34 protein-coding genes are annotated in these 26,117 nt (G+C 25.6%); 1 reads left to right on the forward strand and 33 read right to left on the reverse strand.

Annotated features, from left to right (window positions below; genetic code table 11):
* Positions 1-67 precede the first annotated feature (67 nt).
* From ACQRD5_RS02205 to dapF, 29 genes are all read right to left on the reverse strand, one after another.
* Positions 68-877 carry a TlyA family RNA methyltransferase gene (locus tag ACQRD5_RS02205; RefSeq protein ID WP_320900344.1) on the reverse strand — a complete coding sequence of 270 codons (810 nt, stop codon included), beginning with the start codon at positions 875-877 and terminating at the stop codon, positions 68-70.
* An 11-nt stretch (positions 878-888) separates the two neighbouring features.
* Positions 889-2,748, reverse strand: a complete 1,860-nt coding sequence (gene dxs, locus ACQRD5_RS02210; RefSeq protein ID WP_291627089.1) for a 1-deoxy-D-xylulose-5-phosphate synthase — start codon at positions 2,746-2,748, stop codon at positions 889-891.
* Between the two features lie 19 nt (positions 2,749-2,767).
* Positions 2,768-3,637 carry a polyprenyl synthetase family protein gene (locus ACQRD5_RS02215; RefSeq protein WP_291627087.1) on the reverse strand — a complete coding sequence of 290 codons (870 nt, stop codon included), beginning with the start codon at positions 3,635-3,637 and terminating at the stop codon, positions 2,768-2,770.
* Positions 3,630-3,842, reverse strand: coding sequence for an exodeoxyribonuclease VII small subunit (gene xseB, locus ACQRD5_RS02220; RefSeq protein WP_291627084.1), 213 nt, complete (start codon positions 3,840-3,842; stop codon positions 3,630-3,632). Before xseB ends, ACQRD5_RS02215 begins: the two co-directional genes overlap by 8 nt.
* Positions 3,843-3,863: 21 nt before the next feature.
* Positions 3,864-5,066, reverse strand: coding sequence for an exodeoxyribonuclease VII large subunit (gene xseA, locus ACQRD5_RS02225; protein ID WP_291627082.1), 1,203 nt, complete (start codon positions 5,064-5,066; stop codon positions 3,864-3,866).
* Complete coding sequence (locus ACQRD5_RS02230; RefSeq protein WP_291627080.1) at positions 5,041-5,904, reverse strand: tetrahydrofolate dehydrogenase/cyclohydrolase catalytic domain-containing protein; 864 nt, start codon at positions 5,902-5,904, stop codon at positions 5,041-5,043. Before ACQRD5_RS02230 ends, xseA begins: the two co-directional genes overlap by 26 nt.
* Positions 5,905-5,927: 23 nt before the next feature.
* Positions 5,928-6,332 (reverse strand): transcription antitermination factor NusB, encoded by a 405-nt coding sequence (nusB, locus tag ACQRD5_RS02235; RefSeq protein ID WP_291627078.1) that lies wholly within the window; start codon positions 6,330-6,332, stop codon positions 5,928-5,930.
* A gap of 123 nt (positions 6,333-6,455) precedes the next feature.
* The gene (locus ACQRD5_RS02240; RefSeq protein ID WP_291627076.1) at positions 6,456-6,842 is read right to left on the reverse strand and encodes an Asp23/Gls24 family envelope stress response protein; all 387 of its coding nucleotides are present in this window, start codon (positions 6,840-6,842) and stop codon (positions 6,456-6,458) included.
* Between the two features lie 79 nt (positions 6,843-6,921).
* Positions 6,922-7,446, reverse strand: a complete 525-nt coding sequence (locus tag ACQRD5_RS02245) for a SpoIIIAH-like family protein (RefSeq protein WP_291627075.1) — start codon at positions 7,444-7,446, stop codon at positions 6,922-6,924.
* Positions 7,447-7,485: 39 nt separating this feature from the next.
* A complete protein-coding gene (gene spoIIIAG, locus ACQRD5_RS02250) occupies positions 7,486-8,091 on the reverse strand; it encodes a stage III sporulation protein AG (RefSeq protein WP_291627072.1) in 606 nt (201 codons plus the stop codon).
* Positions 8,092-8,104: 13 nt separating this feature from the next.
* Positions 8,105-8,686, reverse strand: a complete 582-nt coding sequence (gene spoIIIAF / locus ACQRD5_RS02255) for a stage III sporulation protein AF (protein WP_291627070.1) — start codon at positions 8,684-8,686, stop codon at positions 8,105-8,107.
* A 3-nt stretch (positions 8,687-8,689) separates the two neighbouring features.
* A complete protein-coding gene (gene spoIIIAE, locus ACQRD5_RS02260; protein ID WP_291627068.1) occupies positions 8,690-9,904 on the reverse strand; it encodes a stage III sporulation protein AE in 1,215 nt (404 codons plus the stop codon).
* An 8-nt stretch (positions 9,905-9,912) separates the two neighbouring features.
* Positions 9,913-10,296: a stage III sporulation protein AD gene (gene spoIIIAD / locus ACQRD5_RS02265; RefSeq protein WP_291627066.1), complete on the reverse strand. Its 384-nt coding sequence runs from the start codon at positions 10,294-10,296 to the stop codon at positions 9,913-9,915.
* 9 nt (positions 10,297-10,305) lie between these two features.
* The gene (gene spoIIIAC, locus ACQRD5_RS02270; RefSeq protein ID WP_291627064.1) at positions 10,306-10,503 is read right to left on the reverse strand and encodes a stage III sporulation protein AC; all 198 of its coding nucleotides are present in this window, start codon (positions 10,501-10,503) and stop codon (positions 10,306-10,308) included.
* A 14-nt stretch (positions 10,504-10,517) separates the two neighbouring features.
* Positions 10,518-11,036, reverse strand: a complete 519-nt coding sequence (gene spoIIIAB / locus ACQRD5_RS02275) for a stage III sporulation protein SpoIIIAB (protein ID WP_291627062.1) — start codon at positions 11,034-11,036, stop codon at positions 10,518-10,520.
* Complete coding sequence (gene spoIIIAA / locus ACQRD5_RS02280; RefSeq protein WP_294168382.1) at positions 11,024-11,947, reverse strand: stage III sporulation protein AA; 924 nt, start codon at positions 11,945-11,947, stop codon at positions 11,024-11,026. The genes spoIIIAB and spoIIIAA overlap by 13 nt, the downstream gene beginning before the upstream one ends.
* A gap of 138 nt (positions 11,948-12,085) precedes the next feature.
* Positions 12,086-12,448 (reverse strand): CD1247 N-terminal domain-containing protein, encoded by a 363-nt coding sequence (locus ACQRD5_RS02285; RefSeq protein ID WP_320900337.1) that lies wholly within the window; start codon positions 12,446-12,448, stop codon positions 12,086-12,088.
* Positions 12,449-12,544: 96 nt separating this feature from the next.
* A complete protein-coding gene (gene efp, locus ACQRD5_RS02290) occupies positions 12,545-13,102 on the reverse strand; it encodes an elongation factor P (RefSeq protein ID WP_008679144.1) in 558 nt (185 codons plus the stop codon).
* Positions 13,103-13,227: 125 nt separating this feature from the next.
* Positions 13,228-13,599: a hypothetical protein gene (locus tag ACQRD5_RS02295; RefSeq protein ID WP_427746489.1), complete on the reverse strand. Its 372-nt coding sequence runs from the start codon at positions 13,597-13,599 to the stop codon at positions 13,228-13,230.
* Entirely contained in the window at positions 13,596-14,006 is a 411-nt protein-coding gene (locus ACQRD5_RS02300) for a hypothetical protein (RefSeq protein WP_294168380.1), read from the reverse strand. The genes ACQRD5_RS02295 and ACQRD5_RS02300 overlap by 4 nt, the downstream gene beginning before the upstream one ends.
* Positions 13,984-14,604, reverse strand: a complete 621-nt coding sequence (locus tag ACQRD5_RS02305) for a hypothetical protein (RefSeq protein WP_294364212.1) — start codon at positions 14,602-14,604, stop codon at positions 13,984-13,986. The genes ACQRD5_RS02300 and ACQRD5_RS02305 overlap by 23 nt, the downstream gene beginning before the upstream one ends.
* Before the next feature lie 5 nt (positions 14,605-14,609).
* Positions 14,610-14,987 (reverse strand): hypothetical protein, encoded by a 378-nt coding sequence (locus ACQRD5_RS02310; protein ID WP_291627054.1) that lies wholly within the window; start codon positions 14,985-14,987, stop codon positions 14,610-14,612.
* Positions 14,984-15,499 (reverse strand): PilW family protein, encoded by a 516-nt coding sequence (locus tag ACQRD5_RS02315; protein ID WP_427746490.1) that lies wholly within the window; start codon positions 15,497-15,499, stop codon positions 14,984-14,986. Before ACQRD5_RS02315 ends, ACQRD5_RS02310 begins: the two co-directional genes overlap by 4 nt.
* Positions 15,459-15,908 (reverse strand): PulJ/GspJ family protein, encoded by a 450-nt coding sequence (locus ACQRD5_RS02320; protein ID WP_291627052.1) that lies wholly within the window; start codon positions 15,906-15,908, stop codon positions 15,459-15,461. Before ACQRD5_RS02320 ends, ACQRD5_RS02315 begins: the two co-directional genes overlap by 41 nt.
* Positions 15,905-16,402 (reverse strand): type II secretion system protein, encoded by a 498-nt coding sequence (locus tag ACQRD5_RS02325; protein WP_291627051.1) that lies wholly within the window; start codon positions 16,400-16,402, stop codon positions 15,905-15,907. Before ACQRD5_RS02325 ends, ACQRD5_RS02320 begins: the two co-directional genes overlap by 4 nt.
* Positions 16,402-17,454, reverse strand: a complete 1,053-nt coding sequence (locus ACQRD5_RS02330; RefSeq protein ID WP_291627050.1) for a type II secretion system F family protein — start codon at positions 17,452-17,454, stop codon at positions 16,402-16,404. The genes ACQRD5_RS02325 and ACQRD5_RS02330 overlap by 1 nt, the downstream gene beginning before the upstream one ends.
* A complete protein-coding gene (locus ACQRD5_RS02335) occupies positions 17,429-18,811 on the reverse strand; it encodes a GspE/PulE family protein (RefSeq protein WP_427746491.1) in 1,383 nt (460 codons plus the stop codon). The genes ACQRD5_RS02330 and ACQRD5_RS02335 overlap by 26 nt, the downstream gene beginning before the upstream one ends.
* A 132-nt stretch (positions 18,812-18,943) precedes the next feature.
* On the reverse strand, positions 18,944-19,930 hold the full coding sequence (locus ACQRD5_RS02340; RefSeq protein WP_291627048.1) for a hypothetical protein: 987 nt from the start codon (positions 19,928-19,930) through the stop codon (positions 18,944-18,946).
* A 9-nt stretch (positions 19,931-19,939) separates the two neighbouring features.
* The gene (dapF, locus tag ACQRD5_RS02345) at positions 19,940-20,761 is read right to left on the reverse strand and encodes a diaminopimelate epimerase (protein WP_308780078.1); all 822 of its coding nucleotides are present in this window, start codon (positions 20,759-20,761) and stop codon (positions 19,940-19,942) included.
* 93 nt (positions 20,762-20,854) lie between these two features.
* Here dapF and ACQRD5_RS02350 point away from each other — a divergent pair, with 93 nt between their 5' ends.
* Entirely contained in the window at positions 20,855-22,603 is a 1,749-nt protein-coding gene (locus ACQRD5_RS02350) for an Rqc2 family fibronectin-binding protein (RefSeq protein ID WP_320900330.1), read from the forward strand.
* A 167-nt stretch (positions 22,604-22,770) separates the two neighbouring features.
* Here the strand turns inward: ACQRD5_RS02350 and ACQRD5_RS02355 are convergent, their stop codons facing one another.
* The 4 genes from ACQRD5_RS02355 to ACQRD5_RS02370 all read right to left on the reverse strand — a co-directional run bounded on the left by ACQRD5_RS02355 (position 22,771) and on the right by ACQRD5_RS02370 (position 26,109).
* Complete coding sequence (locus tag ACQRD5_RS02355) at positions 22,771-23,928, reverse strand: class I SAM-dependent RNA methyltransferase (protein WP_320900384.1); 1,158 nt, start codon at positions 23,926-23,928, stop codon at positions 22,771-22,773.
* 13 nt (positions 23,929-23,941) lie between these two features.
* The gene (gene pyrR, locus ACQRD5_RS02360; protein WP_291627044.1) at positions 23,942-24,478 is read right to left on the reverse strand and encodes a bifunctional pyr operon transcriptional regulator/uracil phosphoribosyltransferase PyrR; all 537 of its coding nucleotides are present in this window, start codon (positions 24,476-24,478) and stop codon (positions 23,942-23,944) included.
* 10 nt (positions 24,479-24,488) lie between these two features.
* The gene (locus ACQRD5_RS02365) at positions 24,489-25,403 is read right to left on the reverse strand and encodes an RluA family pseudouridine synthase (RefSeq protein WP_291627043.1); all 915 of its coding nucleotides are present in this window, start codon (positions 25,401-25,403) and stop codon (positions 24,489-24,491) included.
* Between the two features lie 109 nt (positions 25,404-25,512).
* The gene (locus tag ACQRD5_RS02370; protein ID WP_427746492.1) at positions 25,513-26,109 is read right to left on the reverse strand and encodes a DivIVA domain-containing protein; all 597 of its coding nucleotides are present in this window, start codon (positions 26,107-26,109) and stop codon (positions 25,513-25,515) included.
* Positions 26,110-26,117 lie beyond the last annotated feature (8 nt).

Here is a 26,117-nt window from a genome sequence, read left to right on the forward strand (position 1 = left end):
ACCATCATAAATTTTATTAAAGACTTCAAGTTAATTCTAGAAGTCTTTAATAATATTTAATATAAAATTATAATAAATTATGTGATTGATCTACAATGATTTCAACATCATCTATAGAAAACTTAGATTCTCTATCTTTATCCTTTGTAAAGTATACTAAATACTCAATATTCCCTTCTGGCCCTTTAATTGGAGAATAACTTAAGGCTAATATATTTAATCCTTGAGATAATAAATAATCAACTATACTTTTAACGACTTCATTATGAACATTAATATCCCTAACAACGCCTTTTTTTCCTACTTTTTCTTTACCTGCCTCAAATTGAGGTTTAATTAAGGCAACAACTTCACCCCTATCACTCAATAAATTTATAGTTGCAGGCATAATTTTCTTTAATGAAATAAAGGAAACATCTATAGATGCAAAATCAGTTAGTTCTCCTATATCATCTGGAGTTACATATCTAATATTAGTTCTTTCCATACAAACGACTCTTGGATCTGTTCTAAGCTTCCAAGCAAACTGCCCATATCCTACATCTATTGAAAAAACTTTTTTAGCACCATTTTGTAACATACAATCTGTAAACCCACCTGTTGAGGCCCCTATGTCCATACAAGTTTTATTTTTTAAGGATATTCCAAATTCCTTCATTGCTTTTTCAAGTTTTAATCCACCTCTACTTACATAAGGTATTTCTTGTCCTTTAAAAATTATTTCTGCATCTACACTAACCTTTTCTCCAGCTTTATCTACTCTTTGCCCATCAACAAATATTTTACCTGCCATTATACTTGTTTTTGCTCTTTCTCTAGAAGTAAATATTCCTTTTTCTACTAAAAGTATATCAAGTCTTTCTTTTTTCCCAGACATTTTTATCTCCTTTATTTATAAAGTTCTATGATTGATTCTGCAATTCCTTCTGGATCTAGTTTATTTTCTTTATATAAAGTATTTACATCACCTTGATGAACAAATTTATCTTTAAATCCTAAAGATTTAAATTTATTCCTAAATCCTAATTCATATAAATTCATTAATACGTAACTTCCGAATCCACCATTAGTTGTATTATCTTCTATAGTTACAATATCATAACCATCATTTATTAATTCCTTTAACATTTTATTATCTAAAGGCTTTACAAAGGTTGCATTAACTATTAATGAGTTTATATTATGCTTTAAAAGTACTTCTTTTGCTAAAACTGAATGTTGTAGCATCTTCCCAACAGCTATTATTGCAACTTTTTCTCCTTCAGATATCTTTTCCCACTTACCATATTCAATGACTTCTAGAGGTTTTAAATTATCACATAAATCTCCACCTCTTGGATATCTTAATGCAACTGGTCCATTATGATTTAAAGCCCATTTTAGCATTACCTTAACTTCATCTAAATGTTTAGGAGCTAATACAGTCATGTTAGGAACTTCTGATAAATAAGATAAATCAAATATTCCTTGATGAGTTTCACCATCCTCACCAACTAAACCAGCTCTATCTATTGCAAATACTACAGGCATATTTTGAATACAAACATCGTGTATAACCTGATCAAAAGCTCTTTGTAAAAATGTAGAATACACAGCAAAAACTGGTTTCATATTAGCAGCTGCAAATCCTGCTGATAATGTAGTAGCATGCCCTTCTGCAATTCCTACATCAAAAAATCTATTTGGAAATTCCTTAGCAAACTCCTTAAGTCCAGTTCCATCTGGCATAGCTGCTGTTATAGCTACTATTTTATCATCTTCCTTCGCTAATTCAATCATTGCATCACCAAAAGCCTTGGAATAATTTCTTTTACTTTTTGTATTTGTTTCACCACTTTCTAAATCAAAAGGACTAACTCCATGATATTTATTAGGATTTTTTTCTGCTAATTCATAACCTTTTCCTTTATTAGTGACAACATGAATTATTACTGGTTCATTTATATTTTTTGCCATTCCAAAGACTTCATTTAAAAGCTCTATATTATGTCCATCTATTGGTCCTATATATTTTAAACCCATGTCTTCAAAAAGCATTGATGGAACTATAAATTGTTTTAATCCATCTTTGAATTTTGATATATATGTAGCAACTTTTTCTCCAGCTTTTGAGGATTTTAAGGTTTCATTTATATCTGATTTTAATTTATTATATTTAGGTTCCATTCTTAACTTATTTAGGTGTTTTGACAATCCACCTACATTTTTAGATATACTCATTTGATTATCATTTAAAATTACTATCATTTTAGTTTTTTTAAATCCTACATCATTTAAGGCTTCTAAAGCCATTCCACCAGTTAATGCACCATCTCCAATAACTGCAATCACTTCATTTTTTTCCTTTTTAATATCTCTAGATCTAGCCATTCCTAAAGCTGCAGATATTGATGTACTACTATGTCCTGTATCGAAAGAATCATACTTACTTTCGCATCTTTTAGGAAATCCACTTAAGCCATTATATTGTCTTAATTTATCAAACTGATCTTTTCTTCCTGTTAAAATCTTATGAATATAACACTGATGTCCAACATCCCATACTATCTTATCCTCTTCTAAATTAAAGCTTTTAAATAAGGCTATAGTAAGTTCAACTACTCCTAAATTAGAAGCTAAATGTCCTCCAGTCTTTGATACACTATCTATTAAAAATTCTCTAATTTCAGAAGCTAAAACTTCTGACTCGATATTTGTTAATTTCTTTACTTCTTGTATAGAGGTAATATTATCTAATATTTTACCCATAATTAAACCTTTCTTTCTATTAAAATTCTCTATTTAATAACTCTAAAGTTAATTCATTTAAGTCAATAGCATCTACAGAAAGGCTTTTCAACAACTCAATACATTCATTTGTTAACTTTATACATTCTCTCTCACAATATTCTAAGCCAAATAAAGATATAAAATTGGACTTATTTATATCACAATTAGTATTCTTACCAAGCTTTGATGCATCGCCTACAATATCTAAAATATCATCTTTTATTTGAAATGCTAATCCTAGTTTTAATCCAAAATCATTTAATATTTTAATATCTTTTTTAGGTGCATCTGCTAAAATAGCAGCAGATACTATTGAAGATCTTATTAATTCACCAGTTTTCTTATTATGCATGTAAATTAGCTCTTCTTTAGATATTTCTTTATTTTCATCTATAATATCTACAACTTGACCTCCAATCATTCCTTCTGGTCCTGCTGATTCTGATATTTCCCTAGATGCAAGTAAAGCTTTCTCCCCATTTTTTAAAGAAAAAAGCATAAGTAAACTCATTGCCTCATTTAATAACATATCTCCTGCTAAAACAGCTATACTTTCCCCAAATTTTTTATGATTAGTTGGCATTCCCCTTCTTAAATCATCATTGTCCATACATGGCAAATCATCATGTATAAGAGAGTAAGTATGAATCATTTCGATTGCTGAGGCCATTTCTATTACGTCTTTATAATTATCTTTATATAATCCATAAGTTAATAGAAACAATATAGGTCTTATTCTTTTTCCTCCTATATTAAGACTATACCCCGCTGCATCATATATAATTCTATTATAACTTCCTTTATCCTTAAAATACAAATCTAAATAATTATTAATATAATCCCTATAATAACTTATCTTATTACTCATTCTTTAGCTCCATTTCCATTTCATCTTTAATTACACTTATTTTTCCCTCTAAAGAATTTAAGGTCTTATATAATTTATTTATTAATTTAACTCCACTTTCATATTCTTTCATTAATTCTTCTAGTGGAAGTTCATTACTTTCCATTTTACTTAATATACTTTGAAGATTAATTAACATATCTTCATAAGATTCTTTTTTAGCCATAAACCTTTAACTCCCTTTACTTTAATTAAAATCTTTTATAATTTTCCCTTTAACTTTTCCATCATTGAAAATAATGTTGATTTCCTCTTTATTTCCCAACTCTTTCTTAGAAGAAATAATATTCTCATTTTTATCTTGTATTATTGTGTATCCTTTATTTAAAATATTTATAGGATTATGTGCTTTAAGTAATTCATTAAGAGAATGAATCTTCATTTTTTCTTTATCAAGTTTATTTAATATAAAATTATTTAATTTATCTAAAGTTCTATCTATTTCAATATAACAATTGGATAAGGTAACTTCAGGATTCATCGATGCTATTAATTTTTTATAATTATATAGCCTTTCCTTTTCATAGTTAAAAGTGTCTATTATTATCTTATTAATACTATTTTCATAATCTATTATAGATTTTTTTATATCACTTTCTAAAGGAACTGCTATTTCTGCTGCTTGAGAAGGAGTTGATGCTCTATAATCACTTACAAAATCAGAAATAGTAAAATCTACTTCATGACCTACTGCAGAAATTATAGGAATTTTAGATTTAAAAATTTCCTTAGCTAACTCTTCTTCATTAAAGTTCCATAGTTCTTCTAAAGAACCTCCACCTCTTCCAATAATTATAGTATCAACATTCTTTTTATTATTAAAATATTTTATACCTTTAATAATTGTCTTATATGCACCTTCACCTTGTACTAATGCTGGATATAAAACAATATCAACTAATGAACTTCTTCTTTTAGTTACATTTATTATATCTCTAATTACTGCACCTGTTTCAGATGTTACTACCCCAATTCTTCTTGGCATTTTAGGGATGCTCTTTTTATTTTCAATACTAAAGTACCCCTCCTCCTGTAACTTCTTTTTTAGATTTTCAAATTTAATATGGAGTTCACCTAAACCTTCTTTTTCTAATTTATCAATATATAATTGGAGGGATCCAGTTCCTTGATATATTGAGCATCTAGCTACAGCTATAACTTCCATTCCGTCTTTAAGTTTAAATTCTAAGTTTATACAACTACTTTTAAACATTACGCAATTAATTTTACTACTTGAATCTTTTAGAGAAAAATAAATATGTCCACTACTATGATATTTTAAGTTAGATATTTCTCCTCTTACTACTAAATTATTTAAAATATAGTCATTATCTAATATTTTTTTTATATAATTATTAACTTCACTAACTGTTAAAGTTTTCATTCTCATTCTTTACTAACGCCTCACATGAACTCTTAATCAATAAAGTAGTTGTTAATGCTCCTACTCCTCCTGGAACTGGTGTAAGCATTTCTACTTCATCAATAATATCATCAAAATCTACATCACCTGTTATTTTGCCATTTAAAGATGAAGTACCTACATCTATAACTATAGATTTTTTATTGATATATTCTCTATTTATATATTTTGCTCTTCCAATAGCTACAATTAAAATATCGGCTTTTTTGCAAATCTCTTTTAAATTTGATGTTTTTGAATGGCATATTGTTACTGTAGCATTTTTATTAAGTAATAATTGAGCAACAGGTTTTCCAACAATATTGCTTCGTCCTATAACAACTACATTTTTACCTTGTAAATCTACATTATATCTTTCTAGTAATGTAATAACAGAATTAGGTGTGCAAGGTAAAAAAACATCTTCACCACAATAAAGTTTTCCTTGATTAATATAAGTTAAACAATCTATATCTTTTTTAGGTGAAATAGAATTAATTATTTTTTTTTCATCTAGGTTACTAGGTAAAGGTAGTTGAAGAATTATCCCATCAACGCTTTGGTCATTATTAAGTTTATTTATTATATCTATAAGTTTCTCTTCTTTTATATCTTCTTCTAGAATAACCTTATCAAATTCGATTCCAAGCGAAGTTGCTACTTTTTCTTGATTATTAATGTAGTAAATTGATCCTCCATCATTACCAACTAATAAAGATGCTATTTTAGGTACCCTTAGACCTTTCTCTTTTCTTTCATCTACAAATCTTTTTATTTCTTCTTTTATCTCTAAAGAAATCTTTTTACCATCTATTATATTATTCATGGAAAACAGCCCCCCTATTAAAATTATAAATTCTTAAATGCTTTGTCTAATACTCCATTTATAAAAGATACACTTTTTTCATCTGAATATTTTTTAGTCATTTCTATTGCTTCATTTATAGCTACCTTTTCAGGAACATCTTCTATATAAAGCATTTCTCCAATCGCTAATCTTAATATTGATAAATTAACCTTAGAAATTCTATCTAATTTCCATTTAGTAAGTGAATCCTCTATTTTTTTATCAATATTTTCTCTATTTTCTTCCACCTTTAAAAGCACTTTTTTTATGTAATCTAAATCTATAGTATTTAACTTCATTTCATAGTCTTCTAGGAATGTTTCTATAGTTTCTTCAAGTGTATTTTTACTTAATGTCATCCCAAATAGTAATTCCATTGCTATTTCTCTAGATCTTTTTCTATTCATTTTATCCTCCTAAGTGTTGTTAATAATATTATTAACCTTATAAAACTTTCTAATCATAAATATACTACAACAAATTTATTTAAAGCACAAGAAAAACACCCTCTGAAAAATCAGAGGGTTTGATTATTTTTCTTTATTTTCCAATTTTTCTATTTTAGGAACATAAATGCTTTGAACATTTATATTAACTGCAGTTACATTTAATCCTGTCATAGTTTCAACAGTTTTCTTAACATTTTCTTGAACAGCATTTACCACTTCAGGTATTTTAACACCATACTCTACAGCTAAATTTAGTTCAATTGTAGCATAGTCTTCATTTAATGTTACTTTAACATTTCTTCCAGCGTTTTTCTTACCTTTTAACAGTTGTGATATGTTATTACCAACTATGTGTTGTAGATCTTCTACTCCATTTACTTCTTCTGCGGCTATTCCAGCTATAACGCTAACAACTTCATCAGATATTTTAACTATCCCTAAATTTTCTTCGTAGTTCATATTGTCCATTTCATTACCTCCTAGTGTTTTGCTTCCAAAACTCTTTCTTATGTTAATTATATCAAAGCAATTTCTATATTACAATGAATTATTTCTTTGGCTCTATTATTATATCGCTTATTCCTGAAATATTTTCAGCAATTTCTTGTATTGAAGCAGTATCAGCCTCTGTTAGTTCATTTGCTTTAACAACTATTCTAACTGTGCCTTTTTCAATAGAACATAGTACATCTTCAAAGCCTTTATTTTTTACATTTACTTCTATTCTACCTTCTTGATCCTTCATCATAGTTTTTTCTCTTAATTCATTTGCTGCTAAATCCTTTTGTTCTTGTGAAGTTTGTTCATCTGAAATTAGTTCATTTAGTTGTTGCATAGTAATTGCATCCTTTTGGTCCTTTTCACTTCTTAAACCATAAAAGTAATCTTGATTTCCAATGGTTTCTTTATCATTATCTTTATCTTTATTTTCTTCTGTTCCTTGTTGTGATATTACTTGACTAAAATCTGTTGGATCATTTAAGCCAGTTTTATTTATCCTAGCTGCTATAACTCCTACACATACTATAAGAGCCATAAGTGTGAAAATAATACCAAATTGTTTTTTTGTCATTTTGATTTCCCCCCATATATTTTTCATATTATTTATATGCTAATTTTTCATAGGATATACATTAACCTTGTCTATAGATATCCCATATAACGTAGATACAGCTACTTGTATATCATACTTTACCTTGGCACTAGTTGCACCTTCTGCCACTATTATAACGCCACTTATCTCCGGCTTGTTTACTTGTAATATATATGGCTCATTTTTACCTGAATCACTGGCCATAACTACTTTACTTCCTCCGTTCTGCTGAGTAGTTGCCCTCTTTCCACCTTGACTATCAGTTTCTTCTGTAACTGATTCTTGTGTACTTTCTTCTATTGCTGGAATTTTAATTTCTCCACTTTTAAAATTGATTTTAACCTCAACATTTCCAACATTTTCTATTTTGCTAAGTAAATTTTTAAGTGTTTGTTTCTCATTTTCTTCATAATTATCCATTGTTCTTTTTACCTCTTCTTCTAAGTCACTAGAACTTTTAACATTTGAACTTATTGATTCCTTAGTATCTTTTTTTCTAGTTGAAGTTAAAAAACTTATAGCAAGTAATACAAAAGCTAATATTAATGCTATAACTACAACATTTAAAAACTTTTTATCATTAATTAATTTTGTTAAATCATTTTTAAAATTACCTTTTCCCATTTTATCACTCCTACTAATCTAATTTATAAATCATTATTTGCTCCTTACTAATATTTAAAATTTCTGCTAAATAATTTATAATCTCATCTTTATTTTTTACCTTTTCCTCTTTAGAACTAACTTCTGTGCTTTCTTCATTATTATTTATAACAATCTTTTTTATTTTAGAAACATCTTTATCTTTAACGCCTATTTTAACTTTATTAATAGAATATGTTATGTCTTTCATATTTAATTCACAATTAATATCACTTATAAACTCATAATCTTTAAATTTTTCTTTTAAAAGTTTATTACAATTTTCTTGTAAATTTTCCTTAAAAGCAATTTCACTAGTACTTTCCTTATTTTCACTATTCGTTTCAGTAGACTTTCTATTTGCTAAGTCTATATATTCAGATATATTATTAGTTATATTCTTTTCTCCATTACTTATAATAGATAATATTGGACTTATGATTACAGCAATTAAAATAGTTCCTAAAACAAATTTTAAGTATTTCTTCATACTATTATCAGGCGAGATTAATTCTAAAGCAGAAATTAAAATAATCATACTTACTAAAGTAACAATAAACCCCTTTATTTCATCCATATGCTAACCTCCTATAACAAACTTTCCAGCAGAAGCCATTATAGCTAAAAGTACAAAAAACATTAAGCTAACTGATAATACACAGGACATTAGTAGTATCAATGAATTTCCTGCTGAAGTTAAAGAACTAGTTATACGTTTATCACTTATTGGTTCAATAACTGCTGCAGTTAATTTATATACAAAGGTAATTAGAAGTAATTTAATTATTGGATAGAGCATCATAATCACTATAATTATTAATCCAATTGAACTTACTGCATTTTTAATAATAAGTGAATATCCCGCAACAGAAGCAATTGCATCTGAAAATGCTTTACCTACTATGGGAATAAAATTATCTATTGCAAATTTTGCAGTTTTTAATGTAACAGCGTCTATAGTAGATGAAGTTATTCCTCTTACTGTCAATAGTCCAATAAATATTGTTAATATTATACCTTGAATCCAAATGGTTATTTGCTTTGTTAATTTACATAAGTTTCCGATTTTAAATTCATTAGAAATATTATTAGTAAAATCAAGTACAAAGCTTATAAGTATTAAAGGTATTATTATAGTTGTATAAATCCTTGGTATTATTAATGTTGCTCCAATAATAATAGGATCCATAGTAGCTGCTTGTGCAAAACCACCAATTGAACCTATCATCATAACTAAGACAGGTAATATTGCAGCCATAAAATTTGACAATCCCTTTATTATATCAGTTGCTATGTTTATACTAACTAAAAAACTCTTAGATAAAATTATTATTAATATTGAGTAACAAGCAAAAAATGCTATATTTGATATTCCTTCACTAGAAAAAGCAGATTGTAAGTTTTTTATTAAAGAGCACATAATTGCTACAACAATAATACTAATGGAAAATGAAAGTGCTGTTTTTACCTCCTTAAATAAAAAGCTAGTTGTAGCATTACTCAATGTTTTTAAAGATAAATTTCCTTCTCCATTTTTTATATATCCTTTTATATATTCCACAGGATCTAAATCATTCATTATTTCGATATCAAGTTTCATACTATTAATATAGTTATATAATGAAGTTAATTTATTATTTACCTCTTCATCCTGCAGTTCATTTTCTTCTGTAGAGTATTTAAGACTATTTTCCTTTTCATTTGCTTCAGCAATTATTGTATTAGAATTTATAAATGTAATTAACAATATGATAAATACAAATATATTTCTTATAGTTAAAATTTTTTTAAACATATAAACACCTACAATATTTGTAAAATAGATTGTAATACAGCCATTAAGATAGGTATTGCTAAAGTTAAAATTAATATTTTAGCAGAGAATTCAACTTTACTAGCTATACTTGCTGCTCCTGCATCTTTGCATATTTCACTACAAAAAGTTGCTAAATATGATATTGCAAGTATCTTTAAAACAACTCCTATATACACTATATCTATATTGGCTCTTGAGGATATTTCTTTAATAAAATTAATTATGTCTGTTACGCTAGTTAAAATTGATACAAAAAGAATTACACCTGCCAGTAATGATACCAATACTGCTATATCAGATCTTTTATCCTTAAATAATAAAAATATAAATAAGGCAGCAAGTGCAAAAGATACTATTTTTAATATTTCCATAATAATCTCCTATAGCATAAACATAGTTTTTACAGTATTAAACAAATTACTTATTAATCCAATTACAGTAATAAGTATAATTACTATTCCTGCAATATTTGTTATTACAGCTATATCATCTTTCCCACTAGCTTTTAAAACTTTATCAATAACTACAAGCAAAACCCCCATAGCTCCGATTTTAAATAAAATATTTATATCTAGCATCTATTCCCCTCCTACTAAAATAAAAAAATTGCAATCATTGCACCTATACATATGCCTATAGCGCTGTACATTTTCGAATTTTTCTTTGCTAATTCATCTGCAGTTTTACAATTAATCTTCATATTTTCAATAGTTAAATTAAATAATTTATCTTGTCCATATATGCCAGATTCTCCAAGTCCCTTAAGAAAATCTTTAATTATTGCTTTATCTTCTTCAAATAGATTAAAATTAGATTTATTCTTATAATACTCTTCATGAAATGATTCATAGACACTTTTAGATTCTCCACTTTCTAGACTTACAGCTACCTTTGACAAAATATCATTTACTGGATTCTCTACTTTTATGGAGATATATTTTAATGCTTCAGGCAATGGTGTATTTGAATACATAACTTCATTATTTAAAAACATTACTGATTTCAATATATATTTTAGTTGCTTACTTCTTCTTTTAAAGCTTTCACCATAATAAAAACCAATATATGTGCAAGCAAAAAATATTATTGAAATTGCTACTATTTTAAGCATTTTAGTTCCCCTCCAGACATTATTGAATAAATATTTTCTACAGTTCCTGGTCCCCTTCTGTTACTTAAAACAATAACTTTTTCTAATATACTATCTTCTAATAAATCCTTAAAAACCTTTCTTTTATATATATCTTCTATACTGTATCCATGAATTGTTACTATAATATTAACTCCTGAATTAAAAGCCATATTAAGAGCTTCTATATCTCCTTCTGTACCTATTTCATCACATATTAATATTTCTGGTGATAGACTTCTTATTGCCATTATCATTCCATCCTTCTTGAAACAATTATCCAAGATATCTGTTCTGATTCCTACATCTAGTTGAGGAATACCATTAAAACATGATGCTATTTCACTTCTTTCATCTATAATAGATACTTTCTTTCCTGATAAATTATTAATAGGCATACCACTTGAAATATTTCTAGCTAAATCTCTTAATATAGTTGTTTTCCCACACTTAGGCGGCGATATTATTAATGTATTACTAACCTTATTATTTTCAACAATATATCTCATTATTTCATTAGAACATCCTTTGACTTCTTTGCATATTCTAATATTTATAGATGATATATTTCTAATAGTTCTAACTTCTCCTTTAGAAATTACACATTCCCCAGCTATTCCTATTCTATGGCCTCCCTTAATTGTTATATATCCTTGCTTAATTTCTTCTTCATACGCATATAATGAATAATTTGAAACTCTTATTAGGATTTGTTTAATATCATTTTCTGTTGCTATCTTATTTAATACAACTTCTTTATTAGATAAATTAATTATTATCGGCTTATTAACCTTAAGCCGTATTTCTTGTACAGATTCCTTTAATAAATATACTTTTACTTCATTACATATATCTGTTGGTAATATCCTTAAAATTTCATCCCCATTCCACAATTTATCACTTCCTATTCTATGGTTATATTTAAAATTATTTCTATCTATCAAATAATATTCATACTAATAATTAAATATGTAAAATATTTAAAAATAGTAAAAAAGAATCCTATTAAACTAAGTTAATAGGACCCTTTTTTACATTGCTTCTTTATTGCAAAATGGACACGGTATTTTCTTTTTATTATTTATAGATTCTTTCTCAACAAACAAAGGGTTATTGCAGTTTTTACATTTAATCTCAATATATTCTTCTTCTAACTCAATTAATTCCTCTATTGAAACTTCTTCAAACAATTCATCTTGTAATCCAATAATATCTTCATCTATATACTTTATATTTTCTTCTAAAGAATCTTGTTTATAATCAATTTCCTCTATAGAATCTGATATATCAGAAACTATAGATAGTATACTATCAAATATTTCTTTATACCCATTATCTTCAATAGAAGATATTTCTTCTTTTAGTTTTTCTATTTTAGTCTTTACTTCTTTCATATTTTCACATCCTTAAAAATAGAAATAATATATTTAAATTATACCCAATAATTAAAATTATAAATAAAAGCTAAGTAAAAACTTAGCTTTTGTTTATTATACTCTTTCCATGTATTCACCAGTTCTAGTGTCTACTCTAATTACGTCTCCTTCATTTACGAACATAGGAACATTAACAACTGCTCCTGTTTCTAATGTAGCAGGTTTCATTGCATTTGTAGCTGTATTTCCTTTTATTCCTGGATCTGCTTGTGTTATTAATAATTCAACAAAATTTGGAGCTTCTACTGAGAAAGCTTCTCCTTTATAGAACTTAATTACTGCAAACATGTTTTCTTTTATAAACTTTATAGCATCTTCAACTTTCTCATAGTTTAAAGGTATTTGTTCAAAAGTTTCTTGATCCATGAAATAGTATAATTCCCCATCTGAATAAAGGTATTGCATTTCTTTTCTTTCAATTACTGCTTCTTGAAGTTTAGCTGTTGGATTAAAAGTAGTATCAGTTACTCCACCAGAAATAACATTTCTAAGTTTAGTTCTTACAAAAGCTGCACCTTTACCAGGCTTAACATGTAAGAAATCTATAACTGTATAAACTTGTCCTTCATGCTCGAAAGTAGTACCTTTTCTTAAATCTCCTGCTGATATCATTAAATATCCCTCCAAAAACTTTATTACATATCTAGTATAACTCATTTATTAACTAAATAGTCATAACTTTAACATTGTCTATGACATGACAAAAATATTTTATCAAAATTCACAAATAAATGCAATTATTTATATATAAGATTTGCCTCTATTAAAATATTATTTTTTTCATAACCTAAACTATAATCAGTTATTTCATAATTATTTATCTTTTCAATATCATTTAAAATATCTTCTTTAGAACCCTTTAATAAACATTTAATTTTCCAACTTCCATCTTCTAATTTATTATAGTTTACATTTGTTATAGTCTTATAAGTTGTAAAATCATTTTTTATATCTTTTATATTTTTAACATTTTTGCTTATACTTATACTATTTAATTCTATATCGCTTACATCCTTTGATTTTGTATCTTGACTATACTTTAATAAAACATAACACTGTAAAAAAGTTATAATTATCACTATAGTGTATATTACATACTTCTTTTTCATAATTCAACCTCAACAATTATAATATTATCTTTAATATCTACTGATTTTATTTTAAAATCACTCTCCTCTTCTATATTAACTACTTCTTCCATAGAATCAACTTCAATAACTCCCCTGCTATTTTCCATTTTTATCTTTTTAAAATTATTAATAGAATTAATTATTAAAACTAATTTATCATTATACCTATCTTTATATATTTCCTTAGGAGTATTAATATTTGTAACTGAAACTGATTTATTTTGTTCTAATTCATTTGATATTATAGAAATTGATTTAGGAATTATAAATATATTTACAATTAATAATAACAATATTAATTTATTATTTTTTTCATCCGAACCTCTCTGAATTTTATCAATGAAATTAGCAGGAATAAAATTCTTATTCTTTGCATATTTTTTCATATCTATCAACTCCTAAGTCTATAGAATAATCAAAGTTTATATCTTCAATTTCTTTATATTTTTTATGCTTTACTAATATGAAACCTTTACTTTTTTCTTCCATTAAATGCTCTTTTATTTCATTTATATCTACACTTATAATTATATCGATGATAATATTATTTCTAATTTTTAGTAGATAATTTATATTATTAAGCTTGTATGTAATTATAATATTGTTAATTTTTCTTAATTTCTTTTCTACACAAGACTTTATTTTAAACTCAAGTAACTGAACATTTAATTCCTTTACATTTTCATATAATCTTTTAATGTTATTTCTTATTGAATATAAATAAATGTCTTTGTTATCCTTATCTATTTCATAGTGAAATAAAAGATTCTCTTTATTAGTAAAATCTTCGGTAATCTTGCTATCAATGTATTTCTCAATATTATTACCATAATATTTATATTTTTTTATTAAAATATTTTGTGCATATAAGGTTATATTTCTTTTTTTACTTATTTTATTAAGCAAAATATCTAAATTATTATTATCATATTCTACATCCTTATAAAAATAAATTTTATTATATACAATAATATTACTAATCACCTTTATTAACCTCCCAAAATATCTTCTGTTTTATAATAAGTTGGAACCAAAACCTTTTGACCATTTCTTTCTTTTAGCTCAAGTTGTAAGTATGCCTTGGTAGAACTTTTATTATTTATTAAGTAATATACTTCTTTTATCTTTTTTAATTCATAATTGCCATAATTATGATAATTACCCTCTTTTTGATTTAGTTTATTAATTTCTTTTAAAGTAAGTTCTTCTTCAGCAGTTAATGATTTCTTATCTGAATAGCTTTTAAAAGCATTTGATTTTAGATAATTGTAACTAATTAAATTAATAGAAATATTAATTATTAGTATAATAAGCATAAATACTATTAAAGTTTGTAAAAATGAAAAACCTCTTTTCTTATATTTCATAGGCAAATAATCCTCTTATCATTATTCATATTAGTTATTTTTAAATAATAAACTTTATTTTTCTTTGAAATTTGAAAGTTTAACACATTAAGCATTATAATATTGGTTCCTACTTTAAAATCGTTATTATTATATGTTTCTAAAACTATTTTCTTTTTATTAGAATCAAAAAATATTCTCTTTTTCTTTATTGCAGCTTCATTATTATCTATCCTATAATTTATTTGAATTTCTCCACTATTATTTAGTCTATCTTCTTTAATATCTATAGAATCTATCATATATCCAGTCATAAGCCTTTCTATATTAAGGATTGCATCATCAAATGGATCTTGTATTTTTGAATTATTTATAAGTACTGAATAGTTTTTAATAATTAATAGAAATGAATTAATTGCTAATGTAAGTACTATTAAATTAATTAACATGGAAATATTTATTTCTAATAATGTAAATCCTCGCTTTTTTTTGTTATATTTCCATCCAATAGGATTTAATAAATTCTCTTTCATTTAATCTTCCTCCATTTGAATCATAAATGGTTATTTTAAAAATTACTATTTCATAATTATTTTCTCCTGAATTTGTTATTTTCTTTTCAATAATAATTGCATTTTTTGATTCTATTGTATTTTTTCTTTCTAATGATAAAAAAGTATTTGTTAATAAACTATCTAAAATATCATCTTTATACTGTAAATATAAATTACTATTTTCAAATATTTCTTTTATATCTTCAAATTTTGTATTATATTTAATTTCTTTTTCTATGGCATAACTTACCCTATTAGCTTTTTCTTTATTTCTTCTTGTTAATATTGATTTGGAGGATAAGGAAAAAATTTGTGTGCTTAATGTTAATGCGATTAACAAAATAGCCATTGATATTACAGCTTCTATTAAAGTGCTACCTTTTTTCATTCTGTAACATCACCTTCTTCTTCATCATTTTTAATAGGACTTCTAATAATGTCGCTTCCTACACTTATAGTAATATCTATACTCTTTGTCTTATTTCCATTTGTAATAGTTATAGTTCCAGACGATTTAATAAAACCTTCATCGCTAATATTATTTGCATCTTGTTTCAAATTTTCAGAAATTTTAAAGTTACTTCCAACTTCAATATCATTCCCTAAATTAATTACTTTAGTAATTGCTGTGTATCTATCAGTAACTATAAACTTTATTGTTTTTCTATCTGATCCAATTATTATTTGTCCTGGTACTTTATTTTTTCTACAATATGCTTTTCCAAAACTCAATAAAGACTTAACTTCAGCTTCTAAATTTTTTAATTCTATATTCTCTAGCCTTTCTTTAACCTTTGTAATATTTATAACTGCTATAGATGAGAATATAGACATTATTGCCAAAACTACTATTAATTCAATTAATGTATATCCTTTTTTCATTAAAATCCTACCTCAAACATTGCAGAAAATAGTGGTAGTATAAATATAATTAGAAAAATAATAATAAAACCTCCCATAAATATTACTGAAGCTGGTTGTAAAAGTGATATACCTCTGTTTATCTTTGAAATTAACTTTTTTTCTAAGTATGAAGATAATGAATCTAATCTTTCATCAATAGAGCCACCTTCTTCCCCTAACTTTACAATAGAAATTGTATACTTAGAGTAATTACCAGTATCACCTAAAGTAGTAGAAATAGACTCACCATTTAGGATACCTAAATTCAAACTATAAAATCTTTCTTTCAAATCTTTAATTTTAAAACTTTTAGAAGCATATACAAGTCCTTCTGATAAGTTAACGCCACTTCTTATAATAATTGATAGCAGTAAAATAAATGTATACTCAATAAAATCTTTATAAATAGGAATTTTATTAATTAATAACCTTAATTTATTTTTAAGATAATACTTAAATAAAAACCAAGGTAATATTATAAAATAATTGAATATATAAATTATAGATATAATGGGATGCTCTTTTATATAGTTTGAAAGATCATAAGATAATTTACATATGAATGGTACATTTGTACCTAAGCTGTTAAAGAAATCATATAAGATTGGTATTGTAAAAAGTACTATAAATACCAATAGAAATACTGAAGATAATATAATTAGAAATGGATAAGAAAGAACATTTTTTATAGTACTATAAATAAATATTATTTTATTACAATAATCTTCTAATCCTTTTAATACCTTATATAAATTACCACTTTTCTCACCCATAGAAATCATACCCACAAAAAAGTCTGGATATAGCTCCTCAAAACTCTTAAAACATTCTTCTAAGGATTTTCCCTCTAAAATATAACTTTTAGCTTTATTAATACTTTCCTTATAGTACTTACTTATAGGTAGTTCATTAATCAAATCCATTATCATAAGCATCGATATTCCTTCTTTATGTAACATTGCAATATTTCCAGCAATTAAGGCTAAGTCATTATATTTAACCTTATTAGCTATTAATTTTATTTTCATCATAATTTAAATCCTCTTCTAATAAAAAGTTATTATAATCATCACAAGATATATATCCATTTTCAAGTAAATAGTTAAGATTAACTATCATTTCATCATTACTAAGTTCTTTTATTTCCTGGAAAATATTTGAAGTTAGTTTTTTCATTTCCTTATCAATATAAACAACTGAACTAACTGATTTTCTTCCTTTATAACCAGAATAATTACAGTTAGAGCATCCATTTGCTTTATGTAGAATAATTCTTCTCCCATTTATATAAATATCTTTATCATATACTTTGCAATTTTCACATAAAATTCTAACTAACCTTTGAGAAATAATACCTATTAAAGAATCTCGTATCAAATATGATTTAACTCCCATATCTTCTAGCCTAAAATAGACCTCTTTAGGAGTCTTAGTATGGATTGTAGAGTAAACTTTATGTCCTGTTAAAGATGCAGTTACTGCCATATTAGCTGTTTCTTCGTCTCTTATTTCACCTATCATTATCACATCTGGATCTTGTCTTAATATACTTCTAAGCCCAGTAGAAAAAGTTATATTAGCTTTTTTATTTAAGCTAACTTGATTTATTCCTTCTATTAAAACTTCTACAGGATCTTCTAATGTAGTTATATTTATTTCTCTTTTATTAATTTCTTTCAACATTGAATAAAGAGTTGTAGATTTTCCACTTCCAGTAGGTCCATTTATTAAAATAAGTCCATTTTTACTGGATATCATTCTATTTATCTTTTCCCTTTGATAATTACTCATATTTATCTTACTTATGTCATGTTCAAAAATCTCACCATATAGTATTCTAATGACTAACTTTTCCCCATGAATAATAGGTATAGTTGATAATCTTAAATCATAATCTTTTTCATCTATATTTATAAATGCTTTTCCATCTTGTGGTCTTCGCTTTTCTGTTATGTCCATATTTCCTATAATCTTAATTCTCGATAGTAGTTTCTGATATTCTTCAATTTTAATTTTTACAAAAGGTACTAATACGCCATCAATTCTTATTCTAATTAAAACTTCTTCTTTTATTGGCTCAAAGTGTATATCTGAAGCTCTTTCTTTAATTGATGTAGACAGTATTATATCTAAAATCTTTTCTTCTGTCCCTAAGAAAGTTTTATATATTAAATCTTTAATATATTCATTACTGCCTTCCAATAAAATGGCTTTTTTGTTAAATATAAACTCAATTTCATCTATATTTTCCAAAAATTCTTTATCTGAAAGTATTAATATATTTTCTCCTTGAATTTTTATTGGTAAAATACTGCTTTCTTTAATTTTATTTATTCCTAGCTTTCTAGCAATATTTAAATCTATTTCAAATAAATTTATTTTGTACATTTCAAATCACCATTTTAAATTATATCCATAGTAGAATTTCTTATACATAATTTGGATATAAATTATTTAAAAACTTCGCTACTATTTATTTTTAAAATAAAAAAGGACATTCATAATTTCTTATAAATATCCTTAATTGTAATCTATAAAATTGTACTTTCCTTCATTATTACTTAATTCACTTACAGCACCATTTTCACAAATATATACTCTTTCAACCTTAGGTTCATCTCCACCAATAAATAAAATATTTCCATTAGAATCCTTTGATAATCCCTTTTCTAAATTAATTATTTTAGGAAAGTCATACACTAATCGTTTTATTTTTCCATCACTATATTTATATAATGAATAATTGTTATTTTCTATTTTTCCTATAATATATATTCCATCATCTGTATATTCTACATCACTTATATCGACAATATTATCAATTGCCTCTATTAGTTCCCCATTTTTATTTATAAATTTTAGTGTTTTTTGTTTTCCTTCTTTTTGTTGTAAGAATACAAGGCCATCATTTAAAGCCTTTAAATATTCTACGTAACCTAAATCTAACTTATAAATTAACTTTTCTTCATTTTTATATATATTATATATAAAAATTCCGTTATTTTTGTTATTATCAATGCCATAGTAAATTAAAGTTTCACTGTCAAGCCAGTCAATTAATTCTCCTGATATAGATACATTACTATCAATGTCAATAAATTTGTCTCTTTTAATATCTTTTACTTTAAGATTTAAATATACATCTTTGATAAAGTAACTTATATTATTCCCACCTGGAGATAGTTTTGGAGAAAAAACAGTATTAGATTCATCAATTACTTTTTCTTCACCTAAATAGTTTATTTTAAATTCTCCATTTTCATTAAAAATATAATTTTTACTTTCTGAATCATAAAAAGTAATAATATAATTTTTATCAATACTTTCATAAGTTCCATTATTCAAATTATATGTCTTATAACTGCCATCATTTTCAATAGCAACTGATCCATTATTTATTTCAATATTCTTTTTATCCTCATTTTTACTTTTGCATCCATATATAATATTAGTTAATAATAGAAATACGCTTACAAGGATATATTTGTTTCTTCTTTTATAATTCATTTTTACCTCTTAAAACAATAATTCTCCCTTACAAATAAATTCCGCCTCCCCAATCATATATACATCTCCACTATTAAGTTCAACTTCTAATTTTCCACCTAAGGTTATTACATTAACTTTATCTTTGCACATCCCTAGCTTATTTAGAGCAACCACAGATGCACAACAACCAGTTCCACAAGCTAAAGTAGCACCTGCTCCTCTTTCCCATGTTTGTACTTCAATATTGTTTTCGTCAATTATATTAACAAAATTAACATTTGTTTTTTCCATAAATAAATCATACTCTTCTATTATCTTACCATCTTCAATAGAATATTCCTTTTTATTATTAACTACTATTGTATGTGGAACCCCCATTAATAAACTAGTTAGTGTATATGCTTTATTATTAATTATAACTTCCTCATTAATTAATTTATCTTTATTTTTTAATAATATATCTTTACCATTAAAGCTACCTTTACCCATATTAACTTTAACTAATGTGACTTTATTATTTTCTATATATAAGTCAACAGGTTTAACCCCGTCCCCTGTTTCAATATATAATTTATTCTTATTAATATTCTTAACTTCATACAAATATTTCGAAAAACATCTTATTGCATTTCCACACATATTCGCTCTTGACCCATCGCTATTAATAATAACCATCTTTGCATCAGCTATACTTGATTTTCTTATTATTACTAAGCCATCTGCACCAATTCCAAATCTTCTATTACAAACTTGCTTTGCAAGTTCTTCTTCTCTTTCAATTAGCAATTCCTCAGTATCTTCAATTAAAATAAAATCATTTCCTAATCCTTGCATTTTTATAAAATTCATAAAATCCCTCCTTTTATCTTTTATTCCATTGATAAGACTCACTATTAAATGTTATACTATCTTTATGTTATTACCAAAGAAAGGATGATACTTATGGCTTTGGATGGTATCTACTTATATAGTTTATTACATGATTTTAAAAAATCAATATTAAATTGTAAAATAGATAAAATAAATCAACCAGAAAAAGATGAAGTAATTTTAACACTAAGAAAGAATAGAGAAAATATTAAACTATTAATATCTGCTTCTTCTAAATATCCTAGAATTCATCTAACTAATATAAGTAAACCAAACCCACTTCAAGCACCAATGTTTACTATGGTAATGAGAAAGTATTTGATTGGTGGAAAAATAACTAATATTACTCAATTAAATGGTGATAGAATAATTCAGTTACATATTGAATCTACTGATGAACTTGGGTTTTATAGTAAATATATTTTAATAGTTGAAATTATGGGAAGACATAGCAATATTACACTTGTTAGAGAAAGAGATAATAAAATCATGGAATGCATTAAGCACATTTCTTCAGATGTAAACACCTATAGAGTTTTATATCCAGGAATAAGCTATGTATATCCTCCTAGCTCTCACAAGTTAGATCCATTTAATTTTTCTTTTGATGACTATAATTTATATTTAGAAAATAATAAACCAGTTATTGATGAATTGTTTTTCACAAATACCTTTACAGGTATAGGAAAACCATTATCTAGGAGCTTATATATAAATTTCCTACAAGATAATGATAACATAAATAGCTATAATATGTTTAAATTCTTTAAAATTTTTATAGAAAAAATTGAATCTAACTTTTCATATAATATATATAAAGAAAATGATGTTTTTAAAGATTTCCATTGTACTATATTAACTTTGTATGAAAATAAGTATTCAAAAATAAATTATGATAACCCTAATTCATTATTAGATGATTTTTTTGCTATAAAAGATAAACAAGATAGATTACTAAGTAGAAGTATGGATTTACAAAAATTAGTAACTACAAATATAGATAGATGTATCAATAAAAGAAAGAAATTAAAAAACATTTTAAAAGAATGTGATGAAAAAATAAATTATAAAATTATTGGTGATTTATTAACTTCTTACATATATATGATTAATAAAGGACAAAAAGAAATTCAATTACTGAACTTTTATAATGAAGATAAAGAAGAATATATTACTATAAAATTAGATGAAAATAAATCTCCATCAGAAAATATACAATATTATTATAAAAAATATAATAAATTAAAGAAATCAGAAGAATCTGCTATTGAACAATTAGAAAAAAATGAAAATGAACTACAATATTTAAATTCAGTACTTACTAATATATTAAATTGTGAAAATTATACTGAAATAAATGACATAAAAAAAGAATTAACTGAAACAGGATATTTAAAATTCAAAGGTAATTCTAAAAACAATAAAAAAGATAAGCCTTCTAAGCCTATCCACTTAATTTCTTCTGATGGAATTGATATTTATATTGGGAAAAATAATATTCAAAATGATTATTTAACTTTAAAATTTGCAAATAAAAATTATTTATGGCTTCACACAAAAAACATACCTGGATCTCATGTTATTTTATGTAGTGATAACCCTAGTGATAAATCTATAGAAGAAGCAGCTATTCTTGCAGCTTATTATAGTAAAGCAAAGAATTCTACGAAGGTTCCTGTAGATTATACTATAGTAAAAAATATAAAAAAACCTAATGGTGCAAAACCTGGAATGGTTATTTATCATACTAATTATACAATATATACAGAACCTACTGATTATAATAAACTTATGTTTCAAGATAATAAGATAGTAAAATAAAATGGAACTGCCACAACAGTTCCAAATTAAAAATGTAGAATATAAAATTATTAATGTAATCTGAAACAAATTACTAAAAATATATTTATTTTAGAAACTCCTAAAGGAGTTTCTTCTTTAATTCTACATTTTTCATTATTCATTCTACATTGTGCGAAAGCACCATTTTATATATGATTTATAAGCATATCTCCAGCATTTTTTATTAGTTCATTATCAAAATATTGATAATAATAGCACTTCAATTTTCCGTTATATAACTTTCTATTTTTACTTGATTTAATTCCAAATGGAACTTCAAATTTTTCAAAAGAAGTTAAAATATTATAATCCCAATTAAAGAACTTTCTTTTATATTTACCAAAGATATTATAAAGTTCTTCGACTTCCTTCTTTTCTCCTAATCTTTCTCCATATGGAGGATTTGATATTATAAATCCATATTTATCACTATTAGAAAATTCTTTAAAATCTCTTCTATGGAATTCAATATATTTACCTACACCTGCTTTTTCAGCATTACTTCTAGCAACCTTTAATATTCTTCCATCAATATCATATCCAAGTAACTTTATATCTTTATCTTTAATTGCTCTTTCTGCACCTTCTCTAACTTGTTCAAATATATCTTCGTCCATTGTTGGCCAAGTTTCACAAGTAAATGATCTACATAATCCTGGTGCTATGTTTTGCATTATCATTGCAGCTTCTATTAATATAGTCCCAGAGCCACAAAATGGATCTACTAAAGTAAAATCTTCTTTCCATCTAGAAATCAACACTATAGCTGCTGCTAAGGTTTCCTTTAAAGGTGCAGCCCCAGCTTCTTCTCTATATCCTCTTTTATGAAGTCCAGGTCCTGATGTATCTATAGTTAATGTTACAACATCTTTTAAAATAGATACTTCAATCTTATATAGTGGTCCATCTTCTGAAAAATGTGTTATTCCATAAGAATTTGTCATACTATCTACTATAGCTTTTTTCACGATAGATTGACAATCTGGTACACTATGTAATGTTGATTTAACAGATTTTCCATTTACATGCATTATTCCATCAACAGGAATCAAATCACTCCATCTAATATTCTTTGTTCCTTGGAATAATTCCTCAAAGCTTCTAGCTTCAAATTCTGCCATTTTTATCAATATTCTATCTGCAGTTCTTAAATGAATATTAGCAATAGCTATATCCATCTCATCTCCTTGAAAATGTACCTTTCCATTTTCTGTTTTTAAATCCTCATAACCTAAGGCTTTTAATTCCTTGGCCGTTATACCTTCTAACCCAAAGGTAGTTGTAGCAATTAAATTATATTCCATAAATGTCTCCTTATTATCCTTCGTATATTTTTACTGAATCAGAACCATCAATTTCTTCTATTTCTACCGCAATAATTTCACTTTTAGAAGTAGGTATATTCTTACCAACATAATCTGCTCTTATAGGTAATTCTTTGTGTCCTCTATCAATTAATACAGCTAATTGTATTTGTGCAGGCCTTCCTGAATCAACCACAGCATCTATTGCTGCTCTTACAGTTCTACAAGTATATAAAACGTCATCTATCAATATTACTTTTTTCCCAATTATATTTACTCCTAAATTTAAATTGTTAACTTTTGGTGTATCCTTAATTTCCGTTATATCATCTCTATATAAAGTTATGTCTACTGAACCAACAGGTACTTTAATTCCTTCAATATTTTCTATATTCTTAGCTATTCTTTCAGCTAATGGATATCCTCTTCTTTTAATGCCTACTAAAACTATATCTTCAACGCCCTTATTTCTTTCAATTATCTCATGAGATATTCTAATTAATGTTCTTTTAATAGCTTTATCATCTAATAAGTTTGCCTTTAAATTCATTTTATCACCTCTATTTTCTTAATAAATTCAATAAGTCTAAATAATATTTTGGCAATTCAGAATCAAATTCCATATATTTTTTAGAAGTTGGATGTATAAATCCTAAAGTTTTTGCATGTAAAACTTGGCCATTAAGCTTAAATTTTTGTTTTTTACTTCCATATAAAGGATCTCCAACTAAAGGATGCCCAATTGAAGACATATGAACTCTTATTTGATGTGTTCTTCCTGTTTCCAACATACATTTAATCAGAGATGTGTTATTATTATATTGTTCTAAAACTTTATAATGTGTCACAGCCCTTTTCCCATCTTCAACAATAGCCATCTTTAATCTATCTTTTTTATTTCTACCTAGTGGCTTATCTATAGTTCCTTCTAAGTTATTAAATTTTCCTTCAACTAATGCATAGTATTCTCTTTTTATACTATGCTCTTTAAATTGCTCTGCTAAGGCATTATGTGCATCATCATTTTTAGCAATTACTAATATTCCAGATGTGTCTTTATCAATTCTGTGAACAATCCCTGGCCTAATTACTCCATTTATTCCAGACAAATCATTACAATGATATAAAAGACCATTTACCAAAGTTCCTGAGTAATTCCCAGGAGCTGGATGTACAACTACACCTTGAGGTTTATTTAGTACTATTATATCTTTATCTTCATAAATAATATTTAAATCTAATTTTTCAGGCTTAACATCTAATTCTATAGGTTCTGGCATAACCACTTCAACTAAATCTTTATCTCTTAACTTATAATTACTTTTTATTTTCTTTTCATTTACAATAACTGAGCCTGAATCTATTAATCCTTGAATAAAAGACCTAGATTTTCCTTGTATATTACATGATAAATATTTATCTATTCTTAATCCTATATCTTTTTCATTTGTTATTTTTAAAAAAAATTTATCCATTAATTAATCTCCATATTTTTTAATTCTTAACACATTATAATATATCAAAACCTCACACTCAATAGATAACTCTTATTAAAGCAAAAAAAAATCCGTTTAAAACGGATTTTTATTCTGTTTGTGCAAAAAAGCTTTTTATTTCATCCATATCTTCAGTATATACATCTTCTATTTCGTTTATATTCTTATGAGATAATTCTATACCGTTTTCCTTTTCTAACTTTTCTACAGGTTCAGAAACATTATAATTCTTAGTTAAGTCCTTTTCTAATTCATCAAAAGTTTCAGTTTGGGCATTCATAAAGTTTCTAAATTTAGCTCTAAACTTAATAAATTCTTGTTTTACTTTTTCATATTCATCATTAATAGATACTACATCATTATGTGCTTTATCTAATATTTTCTTAGCTACTTCATTAGCATTTTTCAAAATCATATCAGATTCCTTTTGAGATGTTTCTCTAGCTTGTTCTGCAGCATTTTGCGCTAATAATAGAGTATTTTGTATAGTATTCTCTATTTTAACATAATGTTCTAACTTTTCATTCACTCTAGATAAGTTTTCCTTAAGTCTTGAATTTTCCTTATAAAGTTCTTCATAATTTTCTATGATTTCATTTATAAATTCATCAACTTCCTCACTATCATACCCTCTAAATCCCTTTTTAAATTCTTTATTGCTTATATCAATTGGAGTAAGCTTCATAAAATCAC

The organism is Clostridium sp. SGI.024, from assembly GCF_050315195.1.
GTDB lineage: Bacteria > Bacillota > Clostridia > Clostridiales > Clostridiaceae > Clostridium.